Here is a 23,888-nt window from a genome sequence, read left to right on the forward strand (position 1 = left end):
TTAATTTGCCTCACAGACAGAGAGTGTATCCAGTTTCTCTGGTAAAGATTGTATTAACCATGCAGTACGCTTTGATGAGTTGACGACAGCACGAGGGGTGATCGTCGCACCCGTAAATTGATCAAAATCTCCGCCATCTTTTTTTACTGCCCAGTGTGGATCGTTTTCACTGGAAATGAATCTATTACTCAGTGTCGTGATCCAATCCGAAATACGTGTTTCAATTTTATCACCCAGCCCCGGTGTTTCATTATGAGCAGTAACACGCACACCAAGGACATTTCCTTTAAAGTCGGCACCGACAAGAAGTTCAATGGCACCTGAATATCCATCGGGTGCTGTAGATTCTAATGCAGCAGCGATGGGTTTACCGTCTAAACGGGCAACATAAAGTTTATGGGGCTTGGTATTACCTAACTCTGGTGCGGTAAGAAGATAGCAATCTTTAGAAAGCGAATTGTTATACATTGCTTTAGGGATCACTTGATCCAATAATTTTTGTTTCTCTAAGGCAACTTGCTCTGCAATAGTATCTGCTGTGAGGTGATAGACCACGGCGGTTAAGCCCGTAGTACAGGCAGCAAAGATAGCTAATGTGAGTCCATGGCGTTTTAAGATTTCGATCATCATTTTCTCCTTTGCATTAATGCCCGTAAACACGAGGGCGTGTATAGCTATCAATAAGAGGTACAGCGATATTGGCAAGTAATACAGAGAAAGCAACGGCATCTGGATATCCGCCATAAACACGGATAACCCAAACTAATAAACCAATCATCCCTGCATAAATTAAACGACCTTTAGGCGTTGTTGAGGCGCTAACTGGATCAGTGGCAATAAAAAATGCCCCTAACATGGTTGCTCCAGAGAAAATTTGTAATAGCGGTTGTGAGTAACGTGTAGGATCAATGCCCCAGCTAATAACCGAGCATAGTGCTAATACAGAAATCATCGCAACAGGAATATGCCAACTAATAATGCGTTTATAAAGCAGAATTAATCCACCCACTAAATAAGCTACATTCACCCATTGCCAGCCAATACCTGCAAATTCACCTTGTAAAATAGGTGTCGCTAACACTTCATCAATAGAGTGAGTTAATAAGCCCGTTTTAAAGCTATCAAGAGGTGTTGCTTGTGTAATGCCATCAACAGAGCGTCTTAAATCTTCAAGTGTTAAGCCAGATGATGTATGTCCCGTAAAGAAGATACTTAAACTATCCATTACATTGTAAGAGACAGCTTGTAATTCAACTGGAGGCATCCATGAAGTCATCTGTACTGGGAAAGAGATCAGTAAAACCACATATCCCACCATTGCAGGGTTAAATGGATTTTGTCCTAAACCGCCATAAATATGTTTTGCGATAACAATGGCAACAAAAGTACCTAACACAATGATCCACCATGGCGCTAAAGGCGGAATACTAATGGCAAGCAATACGCCAGTCAGCAGTGCGGAATTGTCTTTCAGATACAGTAAAGGATCTTCTTTTTTGAGTTTTACGCAGAGTGTTTCAGTGACAAGCGCTACGATAATCGCTAACACAATTTGGTAAATAGTTCCTAGGCCAAAAAAATAGATCTGGCTTAAAATCCCCGGCAGTGCTGCTAATGTTACCCATAGCATAACTTGGCTGGTGGACTGTTGATTATGCGTAAAAGGTGAACTCGCAATTTTTAATTTACTATTGTTATTTTGTATTGGTCTGAATTTCATCTGTGATTAATCCAAGGTAACTTCTTCTTTAGCTCGACGTTGTTCGGCTTCTTTTTTCGCTTTTACTCTGGCAATGGCAGCAGCAACAGCAGCTTTGCGTGGATCGACTTCTTCCGCTTCAGCGTTTTGAGCAGGCGCTTCATCAGTCGTTGTTTCTGCTTGAGCTTGTTGGGCTTCTTTCTTTGCTTTTACTCTAGCAATAGCAGCGGCAACGGCAGCTTTGCGCGGATCGACTTCTTCCGCTTCAGCGTTTTGAGCAGGCGCTTCATCAGTCGTTGTTTCTGCTTGAGCTTGTTGGGCTTCTTTCTTTGCTTTTACTCTAGCAATAGCAGCGGCAACGGCAGCTTTGCGCGGATCGACTTCTTCTGCTTCAGCATTTTGCGTAGGCACTTCATCAATTGTTGTTTCTGCTTGAGCTTGCTGAGCCTCTTTCTTTGCTTTTACTCTAGCAATGGCGGCGGCAACGGCAGCTTTGCGCGGATCGACTTCTTCCGCTTCAGCGTTTTGAGCAGGCGCTTCATCAGTTGTTGTTTCTGCTTGAGCTTGTTGAGCTTCTTTCTTTGCTTTTACTCTGGCAATAGCAGCGGCAACAGCAGCTTTGCGCGGATCGACTTCTTCCGCTTCAGCGTTTTGAGCAGGCGCTTCATCAGTTGTTGTTTCTGCTGGAGCTTGTTGAGCGTCTTTCTTTGCTTTTACTCTAGCAATAGCAGCGGCAACGGCAGCTTTACGCGGATCGACTTCTTCCGCTTCAACGTTTTGAGTCGGCACTTCATCAATTGTTGTTTCCGCAGGAGCTTGTTGAGCTTCTTTCTTTGCTTTTGCTCTAGCAATGGCGGCAGCGACAGCAGCTTTACGTGGATCGACTTCTTCTGCTTCAATGTTTTGAGTAGGTGCTTCTACAGTTGATGATGCTTCAGAAGCTTGCTGTGCTTTTTTAGCTTTAACACGTGCTAATGCGGCAGCAACGGCAGCTTTGCGTGGATCGACTTCTTCTGCTTCAATGTTTTGAGTAGGTGCTTCTACAGTTGATGATGCTTCAGAAGCTTGCTGTGTTTTCTTGGCTTTAACACGTGCTAATGCAGCGGCAACGGCAGCTTTGCGAGGATCGACTTCTTCTGCTTCAATGTTTTGAGTAGGTGCTTCTACAGTTGATGATGCTTCAGAAGCTTGTTGTGCTTTTTTGGCTTTAACGCGAGCTAATGCAGCGGCAACAGCAGCTTTGCGCGGATCAGCATCTTCGCTCTCACTCGCTATATTCGCACTTGAAGTTTCTAGAGCTTTTTGCTGTGCTAATTTAGCCGCTTGTTTTGCTCTGACTTCCTCTTTACGTTTTTTACGTGCGGCAATCGCAGCTGCGTTATCTGGCTCTTCACCCGCTTTAACAGAAATAATTTTGCCAATACTTTGTTTCGCTTTTACGCGAGAAAGTGCAGATTGAACTTCACCGTGCTCTTCATCATCAAGTTTAACTGCGGCACGTTGATGTCTAGCTTCACGCTCAAGTTTTTCGCGTTCCATACGTATTTTTTTCGCTTCAAAACGTGCTTTTGCCTCAGCCGCACGTTTTGCTTCCGCATCAATTTCACGTATTTCTGCTTTTTCTTGGCGATAGTATTGAACTAGCGGAATATTACTAGGGCAGACAAATGCACATGCACCGCATTCAATACAATCAAATAAATTATGCTGTTGTGCTTTCTCATGCTCTTTACCTTTACTAAACCAGTAAAGTTGTTGCGGTAATAAACCACTAGGGCAAGCATCAACACAATGACCACAACGGATACAGGCTTCTTCAAGATTATCTGTATCCATCTCTTCGACTGAAGGGATAAGTAGGCAGTTGGTTATCTTAACAACAGGGGCATTTAAGTCTGGTAAGGTAAAGCCCATTAATGGTCCACCCATAATCACCATTTGTTCAGAGCCTGCAACAAAACCAGCTTGTTTTAGCAATGAGTAAATGGGGGTACCTAAACGAGCCCAAAAATTACCCGGTGTTTTAGCGCCATTACCTGTAACCGTGACAACACGTTCAATTAATGGCTCATCATCAATAATGGCACGTTTGATGGCAACAACCGTACCTACGTTTTGCATCAAAACGCCAATATCAGATGAACGTCCTCCTGATGGAACTTCTTTACCAGTTAAGATTTTGGTTAGTTGTTTAGCACCACCTGATGGGTATTTAGTTGGGATAACACGAATAAAAATACGTTTCTCATCAGGTACAGCATTTAAGGCATTTTTTAATGACTCAATGGCTTCAGGCTTATTATCCTCAATACCAATTAACACTTCATCTGGAGACAGAAGGTGAATTAAGACCTGACACCCAGCAATCACTTCATCAGCATGTTCTTGCATTAAGCGATCGTCTGCTGTGATATAAGGTTCACACTCTGCTGCATTGATGATGAGTGTTTTAACGAGGTCGCCACCACCTTTTAATTTTGATGCAGTTGGGAATCCCGCGCCCCCTAATCCTGCAATACCTGCTTCATGGATACGGTTAAGTAATGTATCTCTACTTTCTGATTGGTAATCGATGATAGGGGATTTCTCTCGCCATTCATCTTTACCATCAGATTGAATTCTTACCGCAATTTCAGGTAATCCAGAAGGATGAGCACTTGGAAATGGTTCTATTGCCGTAACTGTACCAGAGATAGAAGCATGTACAGGTAATGTTCTGCCAACCCCTTTTGTTAATGGTTGACCTTTTAATACATGCTCACCTACGCTGACACAAAGTTGACCCGGTACACCTAAGTGCTGATGAATAGGAATAATCACTTCATCAGGCAATTGCGCGATACGCATTGGTGTACGACTTGACTGTAATTTCATTTCAGGAGGATGAATACCGCCTTTAAAATCCCAGATTTTATCTTTTTTAAATAACGAAAAGAGATTAAACATGAGCGTTATCCTCCGTCTTTAATGACGGTTCATCTTCAGGTGTTTCTTCTGGCTCTGCTGGAATGTTTTTTACAGGGATTGTATTTAAATCCCATTTCCAGTTTGAGGTTGTGACTTTGACAGGAACCAAGGTGATACAATCAGTAGGGCAAGGAGGCACACATAAGTCACATCCAGTACATAAGTCTTCAATAACGGTATGCATAGCACGTGTGGCACCCACAATGGCATCAACAGGGCACGCTTGAATACACTTAGTACATCCTATGCAATTATCTTCATCAATTAAGGCGACTTTTCTAATTGGATTTAATGCTTCTTCGTCACCATCAAGCGGTTGAGGATCAACGCCCATCAATTCAGCTATTTTTAACATCACTTGTTCGCCACCCGGCGCACAACGGTTAATCATCTCACCATTGTTTGCGACTGCATCCGCATAAGGACGACACCCAGGATGACCACATTGTCCGCATTGGCTTTGAGGTAATATTGCGTCAATTTTTTCGACAATAGGATCTTCTTCCACTTTAAAACGGCGTGCGGAATATCCCAGAATTAGCCCAAAGATAAGACCTAGCGCACCAAGTACGCCAATTGCTATCCATAAAGAATTCATTACAGTTTCACCAAACCACTAAAACCCATAAAGGCGAGAGACATTAAACCTGCGGTAATTAAACCAATTGAAGCACCTTTAAATGGTGCGGGTACATTGGCGACGGCTAAGCGTTCTCTAATAGCGGCAAATAATACCATTACAAGAGAGAAACCAACGGCTGCACCAAAACCATAAACGGCAGATTGCATAAATGTGTGGGCTTGATTGATATTTAATAATGCCACACCTAATACAGCGCAGTTTGTGGTAATTAAAGGTAAGAAGATCCCTAATAAACGATAGAGTGTCGGGCTTGTTTTTCTTACGACCATTTCAGTGAATTGTACAACTACTGCAATAACTAAAATAAAGCTCAGTGTGCGTAAATAAAGTAAGTCCAAAGGAACTAAAATAAAATTATCCATCAGCCAAGAACTAATCGAGGCGAGAGTCATAACAAAGGTTGTCGCAAATCCCATACCAATCGCGGTTTCTAATTTTTTTGATACACCCATAAATGGGCATAAACCAAGGAATTTGACGAGTACAAAGTTATTCACCAATACGGTGCCGACGAATAGAAGCAAGTAATCAGTCATTGTTATGCCAAAATTGTTAAACAGAGAAACAAAAAGCCTCCTGAAATAAAGAGGCTAAACAAGCGTATATAATATCAAGGGTAAAGGCGTGAAGTTATCGAACTTGTGTGAAAGTTTCACGAACACGTTTAGAGTACTTGATATAAGGCACAAAGCAGACAGTCGAGAATACAGACCATAGAAGGGATTGTAATGCTGTTTGGTCGTCAACAGGTGCAAAACCAAAGCTCTTAATTGCTAATAGTAAATTGATTAGCAACCAAAAAATGAACAGACGTGGAAAGTTTTTAGCGCGATAAAAAAATTGTCTTAGTAGATAAAGCGTAAAGCTAAACATTACCCACGTTGTTAACGCAGAGAGATACCAACTTGATATCAAATGAAATGGAAGCTGGTGGAGGATCGAAAAGTCTGAAAAATATTTAATAATATACAGAACAGACATCAACCCAGAACCAATCACTGACAAGATCATATAAGCCAATGGCGCAAGCAACCACCCTGTAATAGGCGCTTTTCCTGAAAGGTTATTCTGCGTGTTTGCTTTGAGATCAAATTTCATTAATTAATTATTCCTACTCGTATGTATAGAACTAAACGGGATATTATCACAAACTTTGTTATTATTTATTTAGCTACAAAAGTGAAAGTGATTTTTGTTAATAAAAAAGCATATAAAAATAGGATAGGGTTATGGCAATTAAACTCAATGTTGGGATTATCGGATATGGCTATGCAAGTAAAACCTTTCATGCTCCGCTAATAACAACAACCGAAGGTTTAAATCTTAGTGCAATTTCAAGCTCTGATGAAAATAAAGTTAAACAAGATTTTCCTCACATTACCGTTTATGCAGACCCCCAAGCACTTATTAATGATCCCTCAATAGACTTAATCATTATTCCAACGCCGAATAATACTCACTATTCACTGGCTTCACAGGCTCTAGAAAAAGGTAAACATGTTATTGTTGATAAACCGTTTACATTGACACTGGAAGAAGCTGAAAAATTAACTCAGCAAGCAACAGATGCCGGTAAACTTCTCTCTGTTTTTCATAATCGTCGTTGGGATTCTGGTTTCTTAACCGTTAAAAAACTTTTAGCTGATAAAACACTCGGTGATATCAGTGCCTATGAAGCACATTTTGATCGTTTCCGTCCAACAGTTCGTCAACGTTGGCGAGAAGATGCAGGAATTGGCGGTGGGCTTTGGTACGATCTCGCGCCTCATGTTCTTGATCAAGCGGTTTGCCTATTTGGTGAGCCTAAAGCAATTACTGCGGATATTGCTCAATTACGTCCTAATGCAAAAAATGCCGATTACTTTCATGCATTACTAGAATATGACAATCTTAGAGTCGTTCTTCATGCTTCTATGTTAGTTGCGTCTCCAACACCTATTTTTGCTATTCATGGGACAAAAGGTAGCTATGTTAAATATGGTTTAGATACCCAAGAAGACGCCTTAAAAGCCGGTTATCTCCCTAATCAAACTTATAATTGGGGAATGGATAGTCAAGATGGTGAATTAACAACACTGTCAGAGTCTGGTGAATTAGAAACAACCACACTCACTACACTTTCTGGTGATTATCCTGCTTATTATCAACAAATTTATCGTGCAATTACATTGGGTGAAGAAAACCCCGTTACGCCAATACAAGCAACAGCCATTATGCGTTTGATTGAAGCTGGCGAAATTTCTAATCGTTTAAAACAAACCATTACGCTATAAGTAAAAGGGAGCGCTAAATCTAATGTCTTGGTGGCAAAAACTAAAACTTGATCCTTTTCTCATGATTATGATTTGTGTGGTGACGCTGGCAACGCTGCTACCCGCACAAGGCGATATTAAAGTCCTGTTCCAATATCTTACGACCGGTGCGATAGCACTGCTGTTCTTCTTGCATGGAGCGAAGCTTTCTAGAGAGGCGATACTTGCCGGGCTTGGGCATTGGCGTTTACATCTTACTGTATTTGCCAGTACCTTTATTCTTTTCCCTATTTTGGGGCTAGGGTTACAAGTTATTGTGCCTGAATGGATGTCACCAACTGTCTATATGGGTTTTTTATATCTTTGTGCGTTACCTGCAACGGTTCAATCTGCCATTGCCTTTACTTCTGTGGCTGGGGGAAATGTAGCGGCTGCTATTTGTAGTGCATCTGCGTCCAGTATTCTTGGTGTTTTCCTTTCGCCGGTATTAGTCGGTTTTTTAATGCAAACGCAAGGTTCTGCGGAAGATTTCGACACGGCAGGGGCTATTCAATCAATCTTACTGCAACTGATGGTACCTTTTATTATTGGCCATTTATCTCGACCTTTAATTGGTCGTTGGGTTGATAAACATAAAAAATTAGTTAATAGAACGGATCGTTCCTCTATTTTACTGGTGGTTTATGTGGCATTTAGTGAAGCTGTTGTTGAAGGGATCTGGCATAAAATTGACGGTTGGTCGCTATTAACGATTGCAGTAGTGAGCTGTATTTTGTTAGCAATTGTCATTTTTGTGAACGTATACAGTGCTAGACTGCTTGGTTTTAATAAAGAAGATGAGATAACCATTGTTTTTTGTGGCTCTAAAAAGAGCTTAGCAAATGGTGTACCTATGGCGAATGTGTTATTTCCTGCGGCGACGGTTGGAGTAATGTTATTACCATTAATGATATTCCATCAGATCCAATTAATGGTTTGTGCTGTGTTAGCACAGCGCTACGCTAATCAAGCGAAAGAAGCTGAAAAGAAATAACGTATTTAAGCTGGTGGATAATCAATAATATTAATCAAATATTGATCATTAGATAAATAAGAGAAAGCATCGATTTAGTTTTTTATCGGTGCTTTTTTATTTGTTATAAAAGTCATCATTCTTGTTATGGTCACTATTTTCTTTTTTATCTGTTAACGAAGGTTGTTGAGATTTAAAGGGAAGTGGTAAGCCGAATACAAGATAAATTAAGAAAACAAAACCCATATTTAAATAGTCGGATTTATTGTTTTTTACATCAATTTTTAATTCACAATCGATGGGTTCTAGCTGATCGTTAATATTATATTTGCCTTGGTAAAGCTCATTAAGCATTGCTTGCGCTTGTTCAAATTCTTTATAGTTAACCAGTAGTTTTACGCCGCCAGTAGCTTGAGCATACACTTGGTTATTCCAAACAATATTTTCATCTAAAAGAATAGCATCAATGCCTTCAGACTGAAGAAAGCCAGCCTCAATAGAGGCATCAAGTGGAGATAGATATTGTGCTAATAATCTATATTGACCTCTTGTCGGGTGAATATTCCACATAGCTTTTCCTTAATAATAAGTAACCCCTTGAAAATTAATTTTAGTCTAAGAGCCATTAATAATTCCATCTATTTTCAATAAATATAAAAAAACCATCTGATTAACAGATGGTTTTAATCAAAAAGCTATTAAATATTAACGTGAACTGACTTTCTTAATTAATGCATCACGTTCTGCTTGGCTAATAAATGCCATTTTTAAGCCATTAATCTGTGTCTGGCGGATTTGCTCTGGCGTTAATCCAGCCGCTGGTGCCGCAACGGTATATTCGTGTTTTAGCTCAATACCTTCAACCGCAGGATCGTCGGTATTAAGAGAGGCAAGAATGCCATGCTCTAAAAATGTTTTTAATGGATGCTCTGCTAACGAATTGATAGTACTGGTTTGAATATTCGATGTTAAGCAAGACTCAATACCGATTTGATGCTCGGCGAGGTAGTCCATTAAACGAGGATCTTCAATAGCTTTAACACCATGACCAATACGGCTTGCACCTAATTCTTTAATCGCATGCCAAATGCTTTCTGCACCCGCAGCTTCACCTGCGTGAACAGTAATATTCCAGCCAGTATCACGAGCACGATTAAAATGGGGCTGGAATAAATGGCCAGGGAAACCTAATTCATCACCCGCTAAATCAAGCGCAGTAATTTTATCTTGATGTTTTAGCAAGCCATTAAGTTCTTGTTGGCAGGCATTTTCACCAAAGGTACGGCTTAAAATACCGATTAAACGAATGTCTACATCGTGAGACTGCAATGCACTCTGTACGCCATCAACAATAGCTTCCACGACACCTTCAACAGGGAGTTGATGTTTCATTGCCATGTAGTAAGGAGAAAAACGCAGTTCAGCGTAATCAATACCCGCATTAACCACATCCACAACGTTTTCATAAGCAACACGACGACATGCATCTAAGTCGGCTAAAACCGCCACACCCCAATCTAATTTTTGTAGGAAGCTAACAAGACTTGGCTCATTCTTTGTGATTTGCACATGAGGGCGCAAAGCTTCTAATTCATAAGCCGGCAGTGCAATATTATGCTGTTTTGCTAACTCTAAAATGGTTTGAGGACGGATATTACCATCTAAATGGCGATGTAAATCGGTTAAAGGCAACTGTGTGTCAATCACGTGTTATTTTCCTTTTAATAGAAATAATGAAAATCTATCGTTTATAGTGATTTTCTTATAATCGGTAAGTTATAAAATAGTTGCGGGTTATTATGACTGATTTTTATTTTATTCACTAACAAATAAACAGAAATTGGTTATTTCTGAAGCTAAAAATGACTATTTTTCTCAGTTTTAAGTTAAAAAGTAAAAAATTAAAAATAGGGCTGTCTATTTATTAACTACAATATTCAATGCAATTGACGTGTATTATCAAACTAACTGATACATTGATTTTTAATCTAAAAATAGAGCTGTCATCATAATTGAAATATCCTATCAATTGTTTTGATAGATTTCTAAAAGATAGACGAACAGAAAAAATAGTCAAGATATTGTTTTTTTACTTCATTATTCAATGGATTACCTGTTTTATGTGTTTTTATTGTTGGTCGGTTGGTGTATTTAAAACTATTTTATGAAAACTTTATATTAAAAATTAGCTGTATTTAAATTTATTAGAATTAATTAAGTGAAAATAAAATAAATAATAAAATATCCATGTTATTAAATAGGGAATAAAGAAAATAAAATTAAAGTCATAATGTTTTTTCGTTAAATCGAAGTATTTAATTGAATGAGGTCATTTAATTATGACTTTTTAATATAAACCTATTATTTAAATTATAAGGTGAATAATTATGAATGAGAATTCTGATTTAAATATTGAAAAAAGAAATAATGAAATTAAAAATCTGTTGGCTTCAACTTTACTTCCACCTTCATCAGAAAATAATCTTACTTATGGTTCGCAAGTTGTCACCGGCGATGGGACAATTGCATTAGATTTAGTTGTTGTTATTGATACCAGTGGTTCAATGTCTGATGAATCCTCTGATTTAAGCAAAGAAGTTGATGCCGCAATACAAGAGGCATCAGAAAAGTGCCCATCAAAACTTCGAGTGACTTTTTTAGGTATAGAAGGCACATGGGATGACACTAAATTTGATCAATCAGCCAGTGATTATCTAAAAGCCTTGGGTGTACCTGAAAACCGTTTACAGGCAAGAAAGCCGTTTAAAGAGGCTGACGGTCGTGATCATGCGGGCAATAAAGAGGATTTATGCCGTGCAGTGATTGATTTAAGTAAGCACTTTGATTGGCGTGATGGTGCGCGTCGTGCCATTTTTGTGTTGGGTGATGAAGGTATGGAAGGTGGCGGCGGTGTTCTTACCAATGCTGCTGTGATAAAGAATAATGAAGCGATTGCTGTTGCTCAGCAGGAGAAAGTTAAAGTGTATACCTATCAAGGCACGCCTGACGATAAAATGACTAATTTAGATCGTTTCCCAAGTGTTGCAGATAGAGACAGTATCACAAAAGAGTATGTACGCTTAGCGAAGCAAACAGGAGGGCGCTCTTATATCTACACAACAGGTATTGCTAAGTTTTCATTAGTATTGCAAGAGATCCTCTGTGATAGCTTAACACCGCCTAATATTCCTAAACCCCATGAGAAAGAGACCAATTGTAGCCACGTCTGTGAGCAATTAACCTCGATTATTTCAACAGTAAATACACTTGCTGGAATAATTAGCAAAACCATTGATTCATGCTGTAAAGATGAATGGAAAAATCACCATACTCCCGCTAAAGATTGTGATTGTTAATTAAACGGTAATATAAAAAAACACCCCAGAGCTATTCATAATGGGGTGTTCTATTTACGCTTCTAATCGAAACTTAATTAATGAACTTATTCTGCTGGTTGCTGCTCAGGAATTAAGATTTCTTGCTCTTCGATGATAGCAGGATCTTCAGTCATCTCTTCTTGATAACCATCTTCTGAATAATCAGAATCATCGTAATCGTAAGATGATGCGCCCATACCGAATAACATTGCTGCTAAACCTAACATTTGAGGAGCTTGAGTCACATCCATAAACTCATCAAAAGTATAGGTTTTACCATTCATGGTAAATTTATCAGCAGCATAGTTCAGTTTCATGCTTAATGCTTTACCATCTTGAGCAAGTAACATCAGTGGTAATGCATCTTTCTCATCTTGAGAAATTTGGTTGATATTTTGTTGTAACTCAGTTTTTAACTGCTCAACGTCAGCAGCCGTTGCTACTTCGATCTCTTTTTTCTCTGCATCTGTTAATGCGGTTTCTTGGTAACGAGCCGCATCAAGATATTGAGTGGTGTTACGGAATTCAGCTAACATAGGAAGAGATAAATCAACATTGAAATCAATGTTTTTAAACAGATAGTTAAATAATTCTGCTGGCGATTTCTCTTGGCTTTCTAATACTTTAACGTTAAAAGCATTTAAGTCTAAGTTAAAGGTTAACTTACTTGCACCACTTTTATTTGTTAAAGACGCTTCATCAATACGGAAAACTAAGCCTTTCTCCAGAACATCACGAACGGCTTGTTCAACCATTTCTGAATTATCGAAATGATTTTTATTCCATGGTAATAATGAGTTGTTATAAACTTTGGTTAATAACAACATGGCATCTGGATCAGCTTTATCAATTGAATAGCCAAATTTGCCTGCACCAAATTCTAGTCCCGCAACATTCAGTGACTTAAAGTAATAAGTTTGAGAGATATTAAAGAGTTTATCTTTGATATCACTTTTTGTTGTTAGAGAAATATCTTTCAGTGAGAAATCAGATGCTTTGTCTTTGCTAGTATGTGCAATTTCAGCAAAGCTTAATAACTGCTCATTAAATAAATATTGATCGTTATTAACTTTAGTTCCAGCGACAGAACCTGCAATATTTTTAATTGTGAAAGTTTCTTCACCATCTTTAGTCACAACAACTTGATCACCTTTTACAGCGGTAGTGAAGTTGGTTGCGTTTTTATCTGATGAGAATTCAATTGTTAATGGTGTTGTTTTAACTGTGCCACCGTTTTCAGCGAAATCGATAGGATTTAGTTTAGCTTCACCTGATACTGCGCCATCAAAAGCCAAAGATGTATGCATATCAAAAAGAGATTTATCTTTAGTCAGCTTGAATAATTCTTTAGTTGTATCATTGTTGACCAATGTATTATTCATCGCTGCTAATTTTGGTGCTAAATTAAATTTAGCCAGATCAGAAAGAGGGAATGGACCGTGATCGATATCAGTAGTAAAGATAATTTCTTCTACTTTTTTATCCTGGTCTTCAACGACTTCACTAGCATCTTTTGAAATCACGACAGCAAAGTCTGCATTAGAGGTGAATACCCCTTTTTTATAGTCACGAATTTCAAGTTTAATATCAGCGCCAAATTGTGCATTTTTAGCAAGTTGCGCTAACTGGACATTAGCTAGTTTCGTTTCTTCCTGTAAGCGACTTTCAATTTTGCTGCCCATGTACCACGACGCACCAGTCCAAACAACACCCAATGCGACGATAACACCAACAGCGACAAGCGATTTCTTCATAATTCTAGTCCATCCTCTGTGTACATCTGGCGATGTACGTTATAAAGGCTGTTTTGTAACCCTTAAACAACCCGATAAATTGGTGATAAATTTTACTAAATTTAAATATAGATAATCCACATATATACATCGCCACCTATATTAACTGTAAATATAGATTTAGTGGAATAAAATCGCAATCAGAACTTACTTAGTTACTCGCTAACATAATGAGTTTAAAGCAAAATGAATATGATTTATAAGATAAATTAAATAAGTACCAAAAACGTCTTTTTTCTTACTCATTTTTAGATTTAGACAATATTTAATTGTGATGTGATTCTATTTATGATGAATAATAAAGGCTCATAATAAGTGTGGATATAAATATGAAAGCTTAAATAATAAGATTGGCAATAAAATAAGATTGCTAACCGTACTTTCCCAAAAAAATCAACAGATTTCATTCTGTTATAAATTTCATAAGCTCGCTTTAGCTCTCATATTTATTATTCTGTTTATGGCATGATACTGGTATCCGAGTTATTTACTAGAAAGTGATTCGGAATTAATCAATTATTCTGTGTACTTAAGGAGATTGAAATGGCAGCCACTCGCATTGAAAAAGACTCAATGGGGCAAATCGAAGTACCTGCTGACCAGTTATGGGGAGCTCAAACGCAGCGTTCTCTTGAACACTTCCGTATTTCAGTTGAAAAAATGCCTGTTGCACTTATCCATGCGCTTGCTATCACGAAGAAAGCAGCCGCTGGTGTTAACATGGATTTAGGTTTATTACCAAAAGAGCGCGCTGATGCAATTATCGCAGCTGCAGATGAAGTGCTTGCAGGTAAACACCCAACTGAATTCCCATTAGCAATCTGGCAGACCGGTTCTGGCACTCAATCAAACATGAATATGAATGAAGTGTTAGCTAACCGTGGTAGTGAGATACTTGGTGGTATCCGTGGCATGGAACGCAAAATCCATCCGAATGATGATGTTAACAAAAGTCAGAGTTCAAATGATGTGTTCCCAACTGCCATGCATGTCGCTGCTGTTATTGCATTACGTCAGGATTTACTGCCAGAATTAAAATCACTGCTGAAAGTATTCAAAGAGAAAGCAGAAGCTTTCCATGACATCGTTAAAATCGGTCGTACTCACCTGCAAGATGCGACACCACTGACATTAGGTCAAGAAATCTCCGGTTGGGCTGCTATGCTTGAGCACAGCATCAAACATATCGATGATTCAGTTCCTCATGTTTGTGAATTAGCGCTAGGTGGTACAGCCGTGGGTACGGGGTTAAATACCCATCCAGAATATGCTGTTCGTGTTGCTAAACGTATTGCTGAATTATCAGGTCAGCCTTTTGTAACGGCTCCTAATAAATTTGAAGCATTAGCAACTTGTGATGCATTAGTTCATTCACATGGTGCATTAAAAGGTTTAGCTGCTTCATTAATGAAGATTGCTAACGATGTGCGTTGGTTAGCTTCTGGCCCTCGTTGTGGTATTGGCGAAATCGCTATCCCAGAAAACGAACCAGGTAGTTCAATCATGCCAGGTAAAGTTAACCCAACACAATGTGAAGCATTAACGATGTTATGTGCTCAAGTAATGGGTAATGATGTTGCTATTAATATTGGTGGCGCATCAGGTAACTTTGAACTGAACGTTTATCGTCCAATGATCATCGATAACTTCTTACAATCAGTCCGTTTACTGGCTGATGGTATGCGTAGTTTCAATGAGCATTGTGCAATTGGTATTGAGCCAAACCGTGAACGTATCAACAAACTACTGCATGAATCATTAATGCTAGTGACTGCGTTAAATACCCATATCGGTTACGATAAAGCCGCTGAAATTGCGAAGAAAGCGCATAAAGAAGGCTTAACGCTAAAAGAATCCGCACTGAAACTGAACTACCTAACATCGGAAGAGTTCGATAGCTGGGTGCGTCCAGAAGATATGGTTGGTAGCATGAAAAAATAAGTGTTAAATACACTTATTTAACTGATATTAAATCCCGCTATAATGGCGGGATTTTTAGATCTTATAGGAAAAATAATGACTGAAGAAATTACCTTTACCGCGACAGAAGTTAATTGCTATGTGGAAGATGATGTCACCATTATTGGAATAGGGGATGATGCCGTTTCTCCTGATCATTTCATTATTCTTTCAAGATTTGATGAAGAAGATGAAGATATCGATAATTCGATTGGTTTAATGACTCATTTATCTGATGTTGAAGCCATTAATACGCTCGAAAAAATCACGCTTGATCGAAAAAATATTTTTTTTGCATTAAAAAACAATGTGGTAATAACAATCCATTTAGATATTGAAGACAATCACTTTGTTCATCTTAATGATTATCTTCTACAAATCCTTCAAGGAAGCTCAATTAAACTTATTGAAAAATAAGATATTATCTATTTTTCAATATACAAATGCATTCTTGGAATAATTAATTGCAGCTTTTTAGCTTTAGGGCGATGACGAATTTGAATATTATCGGCATCATAATCAGGAAGCTCGCCAATAATAGGTTTAAAGTCGCTCTCTTTATCAATATAGAAAGCTAATAAAGGCAAGGGACACGCATATTGCACTTGTTTTTGAAGTTCTGAATACCAAACACGAGCAATAGGTTGAACTTTGACAGGACGTTTTATTTTTAGTTTTGCATTTTCAGGTAATTGTGAAAGGGTGATGATCTCTTTATCAATACGCTCAGCCCATTGTTCACTAGTATAAGGTGGCACTGCGCGATTGGCTTCACGGCTTTTTTCTAATTGAGCCAAAACATCGTTACGCGTTAAATTCTTAATAATATTCTTATTTGCCCAACCGAAACGGACTGTATCCGGATCAGACAAAAGGGTGAGGGTACGATAAGCATTCAGCGTAATTAAACCTTTTAGCTGATTATGGACAAAATCAAAACGCTCTTCCTTCGATATGCCAGACTCTTTAGTGACAATATCGGAAAGCTGTTTTTTTAATAAATTAATTTTCTCAACGTGTTCTTTTACAGACTTAAAAGTTTGATTATCTGTACTAAAACAGAGTACACCGGGTAAACGAATAGCACGTTTACTACTGATGTGTGGAGCATTGTCATAAATAAAGAGATTCGCTATTAGCTTTAAAGTGAGATCTCTGGCTTCCTCATCATAACAGGGTGACACTGTAACGCGAACGAGCTCATCATGTTCTTCTTCTTTGCTTACTTCAGGCAATTCAAATACGGCTGATGGCAATAAGGTTAGATTTTTCAACACATCAGTTAGCGTTTTAATCTCAGTTTCTAATTGTTGAAAACAGAGATTGAATTGCTCAATTAAATCATATCGACTCATCTTTATATCCTTATTTAGTTACAACATACAACTAGCCTTTGTTTAAAACAATACATTAGCATCAGTGAAAAGTACATCGCTTAACAGGGGGAAAATGCCCAAAATACGGCATACTGTTTATTTATACAGTATGCCGTAAAAAGGGCATATTTTGATGATGTTTTTCCTAAAAGAGTGTTATTTGATGGCTTTTAAATCAATAGCAGCTTGTTTTTCACTCGATTGTATTAACGGTTCATGAATAACATCACAACCTGGTTTTGTTGGTGGGCAGTGTTCTGTAAATGCACTTGAGAGAGAGGTAAAAAAGAGAAACAGCAGGGTAATAGATAATTTTATGATAGGCATAATTGTTGTTCCTTCTTAAAGAATAAGCCTATACCTTAAGAAAGGAGTGCAAAATCGACAATATTAAACCGTGTTAATCCGCTTTTGCACTTTATCAATTATCAATAAATTTACTGGGCAACTTTGTTTAAATGCAAGGCTATCAATAAGGCTGCTAACATTAAAAGGGCAATAAATAATCCTACACCAAGCCAACCGAAACTCACCCAGAATAATCCACCCACTGTACCTGCAAGGCTAGAGCCCGCATAGTAAGTAAAGAGATAAAGTGAAGAGGCTTGGGCGCGTCCTCGTTTAGCGCGGCGACCAACCCAGCTACTTGCAACAGCATGTGCTGCAAAGAAACCCGTCGTTAAGATAAGCATCCCAATAAATATAACGGGAAGTGATTCAATCAAGGTAATCAATATACCGATTAACATCATTGAAATCCCAGCAATAAAGACTTTACCCAATCCATATTTAGTCGTTAATAAGCCCGCTTTGGATGCGCTATAAGTACCACTTAAATAGACGATAGAAATCAGCCCCACAGTAGTTTGACTTAATGAATAGGGTGCATCTAATAAACGATAGCCAATATAGTTAAATAAAGTGACAAATCCGCCCATTAATAAACCACCTTCAATAAATAACAAAGGCAGTCCTTTATCTCTAAAATGCAATTTAGTGGTAATAAGAAGATTACGGGGTTTTAATGCTGTCGGTCTAAAGTGCTGTGAAGCAGGCAATATCTTCCAGAAAGTAATCGCAGCAAAAAGGGCAAAAATACCGAGAATAACAACGGATAAGCGCCAAGAATAATAATCACTTAATACCCCTGTAATAACGCGGCCGCTCATTCCTCCAATCGAGTTACCACTAATATATAAACCCATTGATAACGCGAGGTAAGCTGGATGAATTTCTTCACTTAAATACGTCATTGCCACTGCGGCTACGCCACTTAATGAAAGTCCAACTAAAGCCCGTGTAATTAAAATACCTGTCCAGCTATTCATCGTTGCACTTAATAATGTAAAGAATGCAGCACAAAACAGTGCGATAACCATGACATTTTTACGACCAAAGGCGTCTGACAGTGGGCCTGTGACTAACAATCCACACGCCATTAAAGCGGTTGAAAGTGAGAGCGCTAAACTACTGGTTGCAGGGCTTACTGAAAATTCATTAGATAACACCGGCAATATGGGTTGCACAAAATAGAGTAAGGCGAATGTCGCTAAACCAACCATAAAAAATGACACTGTCACTTTTATATACAGCGCATCATCACGCTGAATATAGTGTTTAGGGTTAGATTGGCGATGAGCAGGCTTTTCTATACTTGATGTATTGTCTGAAATATCAGTGCCTAAGCTCATACTTTTACTGTCTATTTCGTGAGTATCCATATTGATTAAACTTCCATTACTTAAATTTGATTTATGTCAATGTTAGAAATATTTGATTTTTTTGTCTAATATATTAATCATTAGAAATAAGACTTTTAAAGTATCAATGACGATATGAGAGAAATATGAATATTGAACTTAGGCATTTACGTTACTTTATTGCCGTAGCAGAAGAGCTTCACTTTGGTAAAGCAGCAGAAAGATTAAATATTTCTCAGCCTCCTTTAAGTCAACAAATACAAGCGCTTGAAAGTGAAATAGGTGCTCGACTTTTAGAGCGAACTAACCGTTCAGTTTCGTTAACACCCGCAGGACAAATGTTTTTAAAAGAGTCCTACCAAATTATGGCGCAGGTCAACGCAGCAGCAACACGCGCCGCTAGAATGGAAAAAGGTGAGCTAGGTGAAATTTCAATTGGTTTTACCTCAACGACACCTTTTATGCATTTAGTCACCTTGAGTTTGCGACAGTTTAGAGAGAACTATCCTGAAGTCGGTATTCATATGCATCAAATGAATACAAAACAACAGATATCGCCATTACTGACAGGGCGAATTGATCTGGGGATCATGCGAAACACGACGCTACCCGAAAATTTGCACCACCAGCTATTGTTTCGTGAGCCTTTTATTTTAGCGGTTTATGAAGGGCATCCTTTGCTTGCTTACAAAGAAACGGGCGTCAATATTCAAGATATCGGGCAATATCCTTTCGTTTTCTTTGAAAGAGACGTTGGTACGGCACTTTATGATGAGATTATTCAATTACTTAGCTTGTCAGGAATTACGCCAACTATTGCACAAGAAGCGGGCGAAGCCATGACGATTTTAGGGCTGGTTGCCGCAGGGCTTGGTATTTCGATTGTGACAAAATCATTTACGCGAATGAAAGTCGATGGTGTGCATTATCTACACTTTGCGAATTCTCAGGCATTCTCTGAAGTTTGGTTAGTTTCTCATAATAAACGCGCTATTCCCGCGGCGGCGAATCGATTAACGCAATTACTATTAAAAAATATCTTAGATCACCAAAAATCTTGATTTATCTGTGTTTTTGATCACGCTTTTTATGTAAGTATTGTACAATTATCACAAATTGACGACATAATCGGTAATGAATTATTTGGAGCCTCGAATTAATTATGGCTCCTTAATTAAGGATGCATTCAATGGGGAACCAACCAAGTCACATCGATCACGTAAAACAATTTAATCTTGGCACAGTCTTTCGCTTGATTGATGAACATGGTCCCATTTCTCGTATTTCACTGTCAAAAAAGGCAGAGCTTGCCCCTGCAAGTATTACTAAGATCACGAGAGAATTAGTTGAAGCTCACCTTATTCACGAAACAGAGTTTCCTGATGTAGGGTTTCGTGGCAGACCTGCGGTTGGATTAAAATTAGAAAGCCAAGGCTGGCAATTTCTCTGTATCCGCGTCAATAAAGGTAGCTTGCTTTTTAGTTTAAGAGAATTAGATAGCAAACTGGTTACTGAAGATACGTTCGATTTCCCCAAAGAATACAGTGATGGTTTTCTTAATCACTTTTTAGTTGCAATTGATAAATTTTTCGAGCGTTATCAATCTCATGTTGAAAGATTAACGGCAATTAGCATTACAATGAATGCCATTGTTGATCCCATTAGTGGCGTTATTTACAGCTCACCTTATTATGATATTAAAGATATTCCACTTGCCGATAAAATCCATGAAAAAACAGGTGTTTCTGTATTTCTACAACATAGCGTAACAGCATGGACAATGGCAGAATCTTTATATGGTGCGGCAAAAAATAATTCAGACGTTCTGCAAATTGTTATCGATGATATTGTTGGTGCTGGCGTGATAAGTAATGGAAAAACATTACACTCTAACAGTCATAGCGCCGTTGAAATTGGACATACTAAAGTTATCGACTCCCAAAATAGCTGTTATTGTGGGGCAAAAGGGTGTTTAGAAACAGAAATTGCTATTCCTCAATTAATTAAGAAAGCCCAATTATTAGCTCAAGAAGATCCCACTTCGTTGCTGAACAAATATCCTATTACTGTTGAAACATTGTGTGATGCAATATTAGTTGGTGATAAAGCAGCGCTTGAAATTGTTAATTTAGTTGCTCAGCGATTAGGTTTTATTTTGGCTGTCATGATTAATATCTTTAATCCGCAAAAAATATTAATTGGCTCACCGCTTTGTCGAGCTAAATCCATTCTTTTTCCTTTGATCTTGAACCAAGTTCAACATCACGTTATGCCACGTTATGCGCAGTCTTTAATTATTGAAGAAACAGAGTTAAGAAACAAAGGAACATTGCCTGCGGCTTCGCTTGTAAAAGAAGCGCTCTACAATGGCTCTTTGTTAATTGAGTTGATGCAAGGCTAGATTAAGTGAAAAAATCGTAACAAAAGTGTTTTTCAAGCGTAAATCTGTCAATTGATCATTAACGAATTCTCTATTTTCGACCAATTAACTAAAAAATTGAGCTATCTCAAGCCACCAGAAACAGTGTTACCCTAAACTCTAATCTCTGTCATTTTTTATGAACCTGATTTATCTGTCATAACGGAAGTAAATTATATGTTAACACGCTTTTTTGTTACGGGGACAGATACCAACGTGGGTAAAACTGTTGTAACCCGAGCACTTCTTCAGTCATTAAATCGTGGCGGGTCAACGGCAGTGGGTTATAAGCCTATTGCAACAGAATTACATGAAACGGCTGATGGTGAACGTAATCGTGACGCTATGATTATTCATAATTCATCGCCAGTTGAAGTTCGCTACGACGAAATTAATCCTATTTTGCTTGATAATTGTTATGTTAGCGAAAATGAAATTGATTTTAATAAGATTTCAAATGAGCTCGATAATTTAAGTAAAAAAGCAGAGTGTGTTGTTATCGAGGGTAATGGCGGTTGGCGTTATCTGCTCGATGATAATACCTTTTATTCTGATTGGGTGGTAAAAGAACAAATTCCAGTTGTTTTGGTTGTCGGTATTCAACCAGGCTGTGTTAATCACTCAATATTAACAGCACAATCTATTATCAACGATGGTGTAAAACTAGTAGGTTGGGTTGCGAACAGAATAAATCCAGGATTACCTTATTACGCGAAAATTGTGGAAAGGCTGTCTCAGCATATTCCTGCACCGCTGATTGGTGAAATCCCGTATTTGTTACGTCCTGAAGAACGTGATCTCTCTTGTTACCTCGATTTAAGTCAGTTGGAAATCGCTGTACCTGCTTAAGAGAGAATATAAATAAGTAACGAAGTGGATTGCTATCTGTTTTTAAACGATACCAAACTTGTTACTTTTAAACGCCTGATGAGTAAACTCATTGGGTGTTTTTGTTTTTTCTGATTTCGCGTCAAGTATAACTAATGATAAAAATAACACACAAAATTGAAGCTAAATAAGATAGAACAAACCAGATAAAATGCAGATAAATCAGAAGAATAGTCATTGATAAACAGTGGCAAAGAAAAAGGGCGCTCATATTGCGCCCTTTTTTAATCACTAGATTTTATCAACTACAGATTAATGACGAGTATAGATGATTTTCTTACTGTCATTTTCGCAAGTTCCGACAACTTTACCATCGGCTTGTGCAACTTGGTCGTTTTCAACGACAGTTAAAGTAAAGTTAGCGGCTGGCACACCATTATTAACGATTTTTTGTTGAATAGATTCAACGACTTCATCACATCCCGCATTCGCGGCTAAAGGTGCAAACGCAACCAGAGTGGCCATTACTGCAAATACATATTTTTTCATATCATTCTCTCCTTGTTTTATGGAGTAAAACATCACTGTTTTACACGACTTTCTTACGGATTAACAGGGCGGCCAGTATTACTGTCTAAACAACGACGCGTTTCAGGCTCCCAATATGCGTAGACATTCGCACTTTTCAGACAAGCATCTCGCTCATCAATGGCTTTATCTACTTTATTAAATTCAATTTTTTCTCGCTGATTAACTTGGGTACGAAGCTCGCGCTTTTGATCCCAGTCTTCTTTCATTTGTCGAGCTTGTTCTTTATCTAAGACATTGTCATAGCCATCGCCATTAATGGTTACATTAGTTGAAGCGGCAACAGAAGAAAAAGAAGACACGGATAAACCAAGAAATAAGGAGAACACCATGGTTCTGATGACTTGTTTCTTAGTTAGTGTGTTTATCATGGTTGCTATCCTCTAAAGTTATGTAGCTATTGCTCTCAATGACTATTATATCTTAATAATTATAACTGATGCCTTAATAAAAAATGAGTTTTCAGTGCGTTTAGTTTTGACGATGAACACTTAATCCTGCAAATGACTGACTCACCGGCATCATTTCTAATGTATTGATATTCACATGAGCAGGTAAGGTTGCTGTCCAATATACCGCCTCTGCTACATCTTCAGGCGTTAATGCATTTGCATTGGCATAGGTTTGTTCAACTTTATCACTATCACCTTTAAAACGAACTAAAGAGAACTCGGTACCTCCAACAAGACCCGGTTCAATATCGGTTACACGGACTTTTTTACCTTGGAGGTCAGCGCGTAATCCTAAACTAAATTGTTTAACAAACGCTTTAGTGGCACCATAAACATTACCGCCCATATAAGGCCAAGAGGCGGCTGTTGAACTGATATTAATAACATGACCTTTATTTCTTTCAACCATAAAAGGAAGAATAGCGCGGGTAACATGAACCAGACCTTTATTATTTGTCTCGATCATCGTATCCCAGTCATCAAGGTTAGCTTTATCGGCGGTATTTAAACCTAAGGCTAAGCCTGCATTATTGACTAACACATCAATTTCACGCCATTTTTCAGGTAGTTGAGTGTGAATTTCACTGACTGCCTTTTTATCTGTAACATCTAACTGTAACGGATAAAATTGTTCACCCAGCTCTTTATGTAAGCTATTAAGTTTATCCAAACGACGAGCTGTACCAATAACTTTGTGTCCATGGCTGATAAAATGACGAGCAATGGCTTCACCAAAGCCAGCGGAAGCACCCGTGATAAAAATAATCATTTAATTACCCTCGATAGTTATAATAATTGAAAGTAAAAGGCTATCACTAAAAAG

The 23,888-nt window shown here is 38.2% G+C and carries 23 protein-coding genes; 8 read left to right on the forward strand and 15 right to left on the reverse strand.

Annotation, left to right across the window (positions count from 1 at the left end):
- The 6 genes from rsxG to D7029_RS08670 form a co-directional block, all read right to left on the reverse strand.
- The gene (gene rsxG, locus D7029_RS08645) at positions 1-627 is read right to left on the reverse strand and encodes an electron transport complex subunit RsxG (RefSeq protein WP_164530476.1); all 627 of its coding nucleotides are present in this window, start codon (positions 625-627) and stop codon (positions 1-3) included.
- A gap of 16 nt (positions 628-643) precedes the next feature.
- Entirely contained in the window at positions 644-1,720 is a 1,077-nt protein-coding gene (gene rsxD, locus D7029_RS08650; protein WP_165124009.1) for an electron transport complex subunit RsxD, read from the reverse strand.
- A gap of 6 nt (positions 1,721-1,726) precedes the next feature.
- Positions 1,727-4,645 carry an electron transport complex subunit RsxC gene (gene rsxC / locus D7029_RS08655; protein ID WP_194952413.1) on the reverse strand — a complete coding sequence of 973 codons (2,919 nt, stop codon included), beginning with the start codon at positions 4,643-4,645 and terminating at the stop codon, positions 1,727-1,729.
- Positions 4,638-5,264 (reverse strand): electron transport complex subunit RsxB, encoded by a 627-nt coding sequence (gene rsxB / locus D7029_RS08660; RefSeq protein WP_006536931.1) that lies wholly within the window; start codon positions 5,262-5,264, stop codon positions 4,638-4,640. The genes rsxC and rsxB overlap by 8 nt, the downstream gene beginning before the upstream one ends.
- Positions 5,264-5,845, reverse strand: coding sequence for an electron transport complex subunit RsxA (rsxA, locus tag D7029_RS08665; RefSeq protein ID WP_006536930.1), 582 nt, complete (start codon positions 5,843-5,845; stop codon positions 5,264-5,266). Before rsxA ends, rsxB begins: the two co-directional genes overlap by 1 nt.
- Before the next feature lie 94 nt (positions 5,846-5,939).
- Positions 5,940-6,407 carry a DUF2569 domain-containing protein gene (locus D7029_RS08670; RefSeq protein ID WP_088495674.1) on the reverse strand — a complete coding sequence of 156 codons (468 nt, stop codon included), beginning with the start codon at positions 6,405-6,407 and terminating at the stop codon, positions 5,940-5,942.
- A gap of 131 nt (positions 6,408-6,538) precedes the next feature.
- Here D7029_RS08670 and D7029_RS08675 point away from each other — a divergent pair, with 131 nt between their 5' ends.
- Both D7029_RS08675 and D7029_RS08680 read left to right on the forward strand, forming a co-directional pair.
- A complete protein-coding gene (locus tag D7029_RS08675) occupies positions 6,539-7,582 on the forward strand; it encodes an oxidoreductase (protein WP_088495673.1) in 1,044 nt (347 codons plus the stop codon).
- Positions 7,583-7,604: 22 nt separating this feature from the next.
- Complete coding sequence (locus tag D7029_RS08680; RefSeq protein ID WP_194952414.1) at positions 7,605-8,594, forward strand: bile acid:sodium symporter family protein; 990 nt, start codon at positions 7,605-7,607, stop codon at positions 8,592-8,594.
- 96 nt (positions 8,595-8,690) lie between these two features.
- Here D7029_RS08680 and D7029_RS08685 read toward each other — a convergent pair whose 3' ends face one another.
- Positions 8,691-9,143, reverse strand: a complete 453-nt coding sequence (locus D7029_RS08685) for a hypothetical protein (protein WP_194952415.1) — start codon at positions 9,141-9,143, stop codon at positions 8,691-8,693.
- A gap of 135 nt (positions 9,144-9,278) precedes the next feature.
- Complete coding sequence (add, locus tag D7029_RS08690) at positions 9,279-10,280, reverse strand: adenosine deaminase (RefSeq protein WP_194952416.1); 1,002 nt, start codon at positions 10,278-10,280, stop codon at positions 9,279-9,281.
- Between the two features lie 680 nt (positions 10,281-10,960).
- On the opposite strand from add, the gene D7029_RS08695 reads away from it, so the two are divergent.
- Positions 10,961-11,929: a VWA domain-containing protein gene (locus D7029_RS08695; RefSeq protein WP_194952417.1), complete on the forward strand. Its 969-nt coding sequence runs from the start codon at positions 10,961-10,963 to the stop codon at positions 11,927-11,929.
- 86 nt (positions 11,930-12,015) lie between these two features.
- On the opposite strand, the gene D7029_RS08700 is transcribed toward D7029_RS08695, so the two are convergent.
- Positions 12,016-13,704: a YdgA family protein gene (locus D7029_RS08700; protein ID WP_194952418.1), complete on the reverse strand. Its 1,689-nt coding sequence runs from the start codon at positions 13,702-13,704 to the stop codon at positions 12,016-12,018.
- A gap of 582 nt (positions 13,705-14,286) precedes the next feature.
- Here D7029_RS08700 and fumC point away from each other — a divergent pair.
- Together fumC and D7029_RS08710 are read left to right on the forward strand one after the other, a co-directional pair.
- Positions 14,287-15,684 carry a class II fumarate hydratase gene (gene fumC, locus D7029_RS08705; protein WP_075673810.1) on the forward strand — a complete coding sequence of 466 codons (1,398 nt, stop codon included), beginning with the start codon at positions 14,287-14,289 and terminating at the stop codon, positions 15,682-15,684.
- A gap of 75 nt (positions 15,685-15,759) precedes the next feature.
- Positions 15,760-16,119 (forward strand): hypothetical protein, encoded by a 360-nt coding sequence (locus D7029_RS08710; protein WP_194952419.1) that lies wholly within the window; start codon positions 15,760-15,762, stop codon positions 16,117-16,119.
- An 8-nt stretch (positions 16,120-16,127) separates the two neighbouring features.
- On the opposite strand, the gene tus is transcribed toward D7029_RS08710, so the two are convergent.
- From tus to D7029_RS08725, 3 genes are all read right to left on the reverse strand, one after another.
- A complete protein-coding gene (gene tus, locus D7029_RS08715) occupies positions 16,128-17,057 on the reverse strand; it encodes a DNA replication terminus site-binding protein (protein ID WP_194952420.1) in 930 nt (309 codons plus the stop codon).
- Between the two features lie 177 nt (positions 17,058-17,234).
- A complete protein-coding gene (locus D7029_RS08720; protein WP_194952421.1) occupies positions 17,235-17,405 on the reverse strand; it encodes a hypothetical protein in 171 nt (56 codons plus the stop codon).
- Positions 17,406-17,515: 110 nt separating this feature from the next.
- Positions 17,516-18,799: an MFS transporter gene (locus D7029_RS08725; protein WP_194952422.1), complete on the reverse strand. Its 1,284-nt coding sequence runs from the start codon at positions 18,797-18,799 to the stop codon at positions 17,516-17,518.
- Positions 18,800-18,924: 125 nt separating this feature from the next.
- Between D7029_RS08725 and D7029_RS08730 the strand changes: the two genes are divergently transcribed.
- From D7029_RS08730 to bioD, 3 genes are all read left to right on the forward strand, one after another.
- Positions 18,925-19,839: a LysR family transcriptional regulator gene (locus tag D7029_RS08730; RefSeq protein WP_109397388.1), complete on the forward strand. Its 915-nt coding sequence runs from the start codon at positions 18,925-18,927 to the stop codon at positions 19,837-19,839.
- 128 nt (positions 19,840-19,967) lie between these two features.
- Positions 19,968-21,179, forward strand: coding sequence for an ROK family transcriptional regulator (locus D7029_RS08735; protein WP_416384067.1), 1,212 nt, complete (start codon positions 19,968-19,970; stop codon positions 21,177-21,179).
- A 195-nt stretch (positions 21,180-21,374) separates the two neighbouring features.
- Positions 21,375-22,046, forward strand: a complete 672-nt coding sequence (gene bioD, locus D7029_RS08740; RefSeq protein WP_088495662.1) for a dethiobiotin synthase — start codon at positions 21,375-21,377, stop codon at positions 22,044-22,046.
- Positions 22,047-22,337: 291 nt separating this feature from the next.
- Here bioD and D7029_RS08745 read toward each other — a convergent pair whose 3' ends face one another.
- The 3 genes from D7029_RS08745 to ydfG all read right to left on the reverse strand — a co-directional run bounded on the left by D7029_RS08745 (position 22,338) and on the right by ydfG (position 23,834).
- Entirely contained in the window at positions 22,338-22,574 is a 237-nt protein-coding gene (locus D7029_RS08745; protein ID WP_088495661.1) for a DUF1161 domain-containing protein, read from the reverse strand.
- A 53-nt stretch (positions 22,575-22,627) separates the two neighbouring features.
- Entirely contained in the window at positions 22,628-22,945 is a 318-nt protein-coding gene (locus tag D7029_RS08750) for a DUF1283 family protein (RefSeq protein ID WP_228766779.1), read from the reverse strand.
- A 139-nt stretch (positions 22,946-23,084) separates the two neighbouring features.
- Positions 23,085-23,834, reverse strand: a complete 750-nt coding sequence (gene ydfG, locus D7029_RS08755; protein ID WP_194952424.1) for a bifunctional NADP-dependent 3-hydroxy acid dehydrogenase/3-hydroxypropionate dehydrogenase YdfG — start codon at positions 23,832-23,834, stop codon at positions 23,085-23,087.
- Between the last annotated feature and the right edge of the window lie 54 nt (positions 23,835-23,888).

It is taken from the genome of Proteus vulgaris (assembly GCF_016647575.1).
GTDB lineage: Bacteria > Pseudomonadota > Gammaproteobacteria > Enterobacterales > Enterobacteriaceae > Proteus > Proteus mirabilis_B.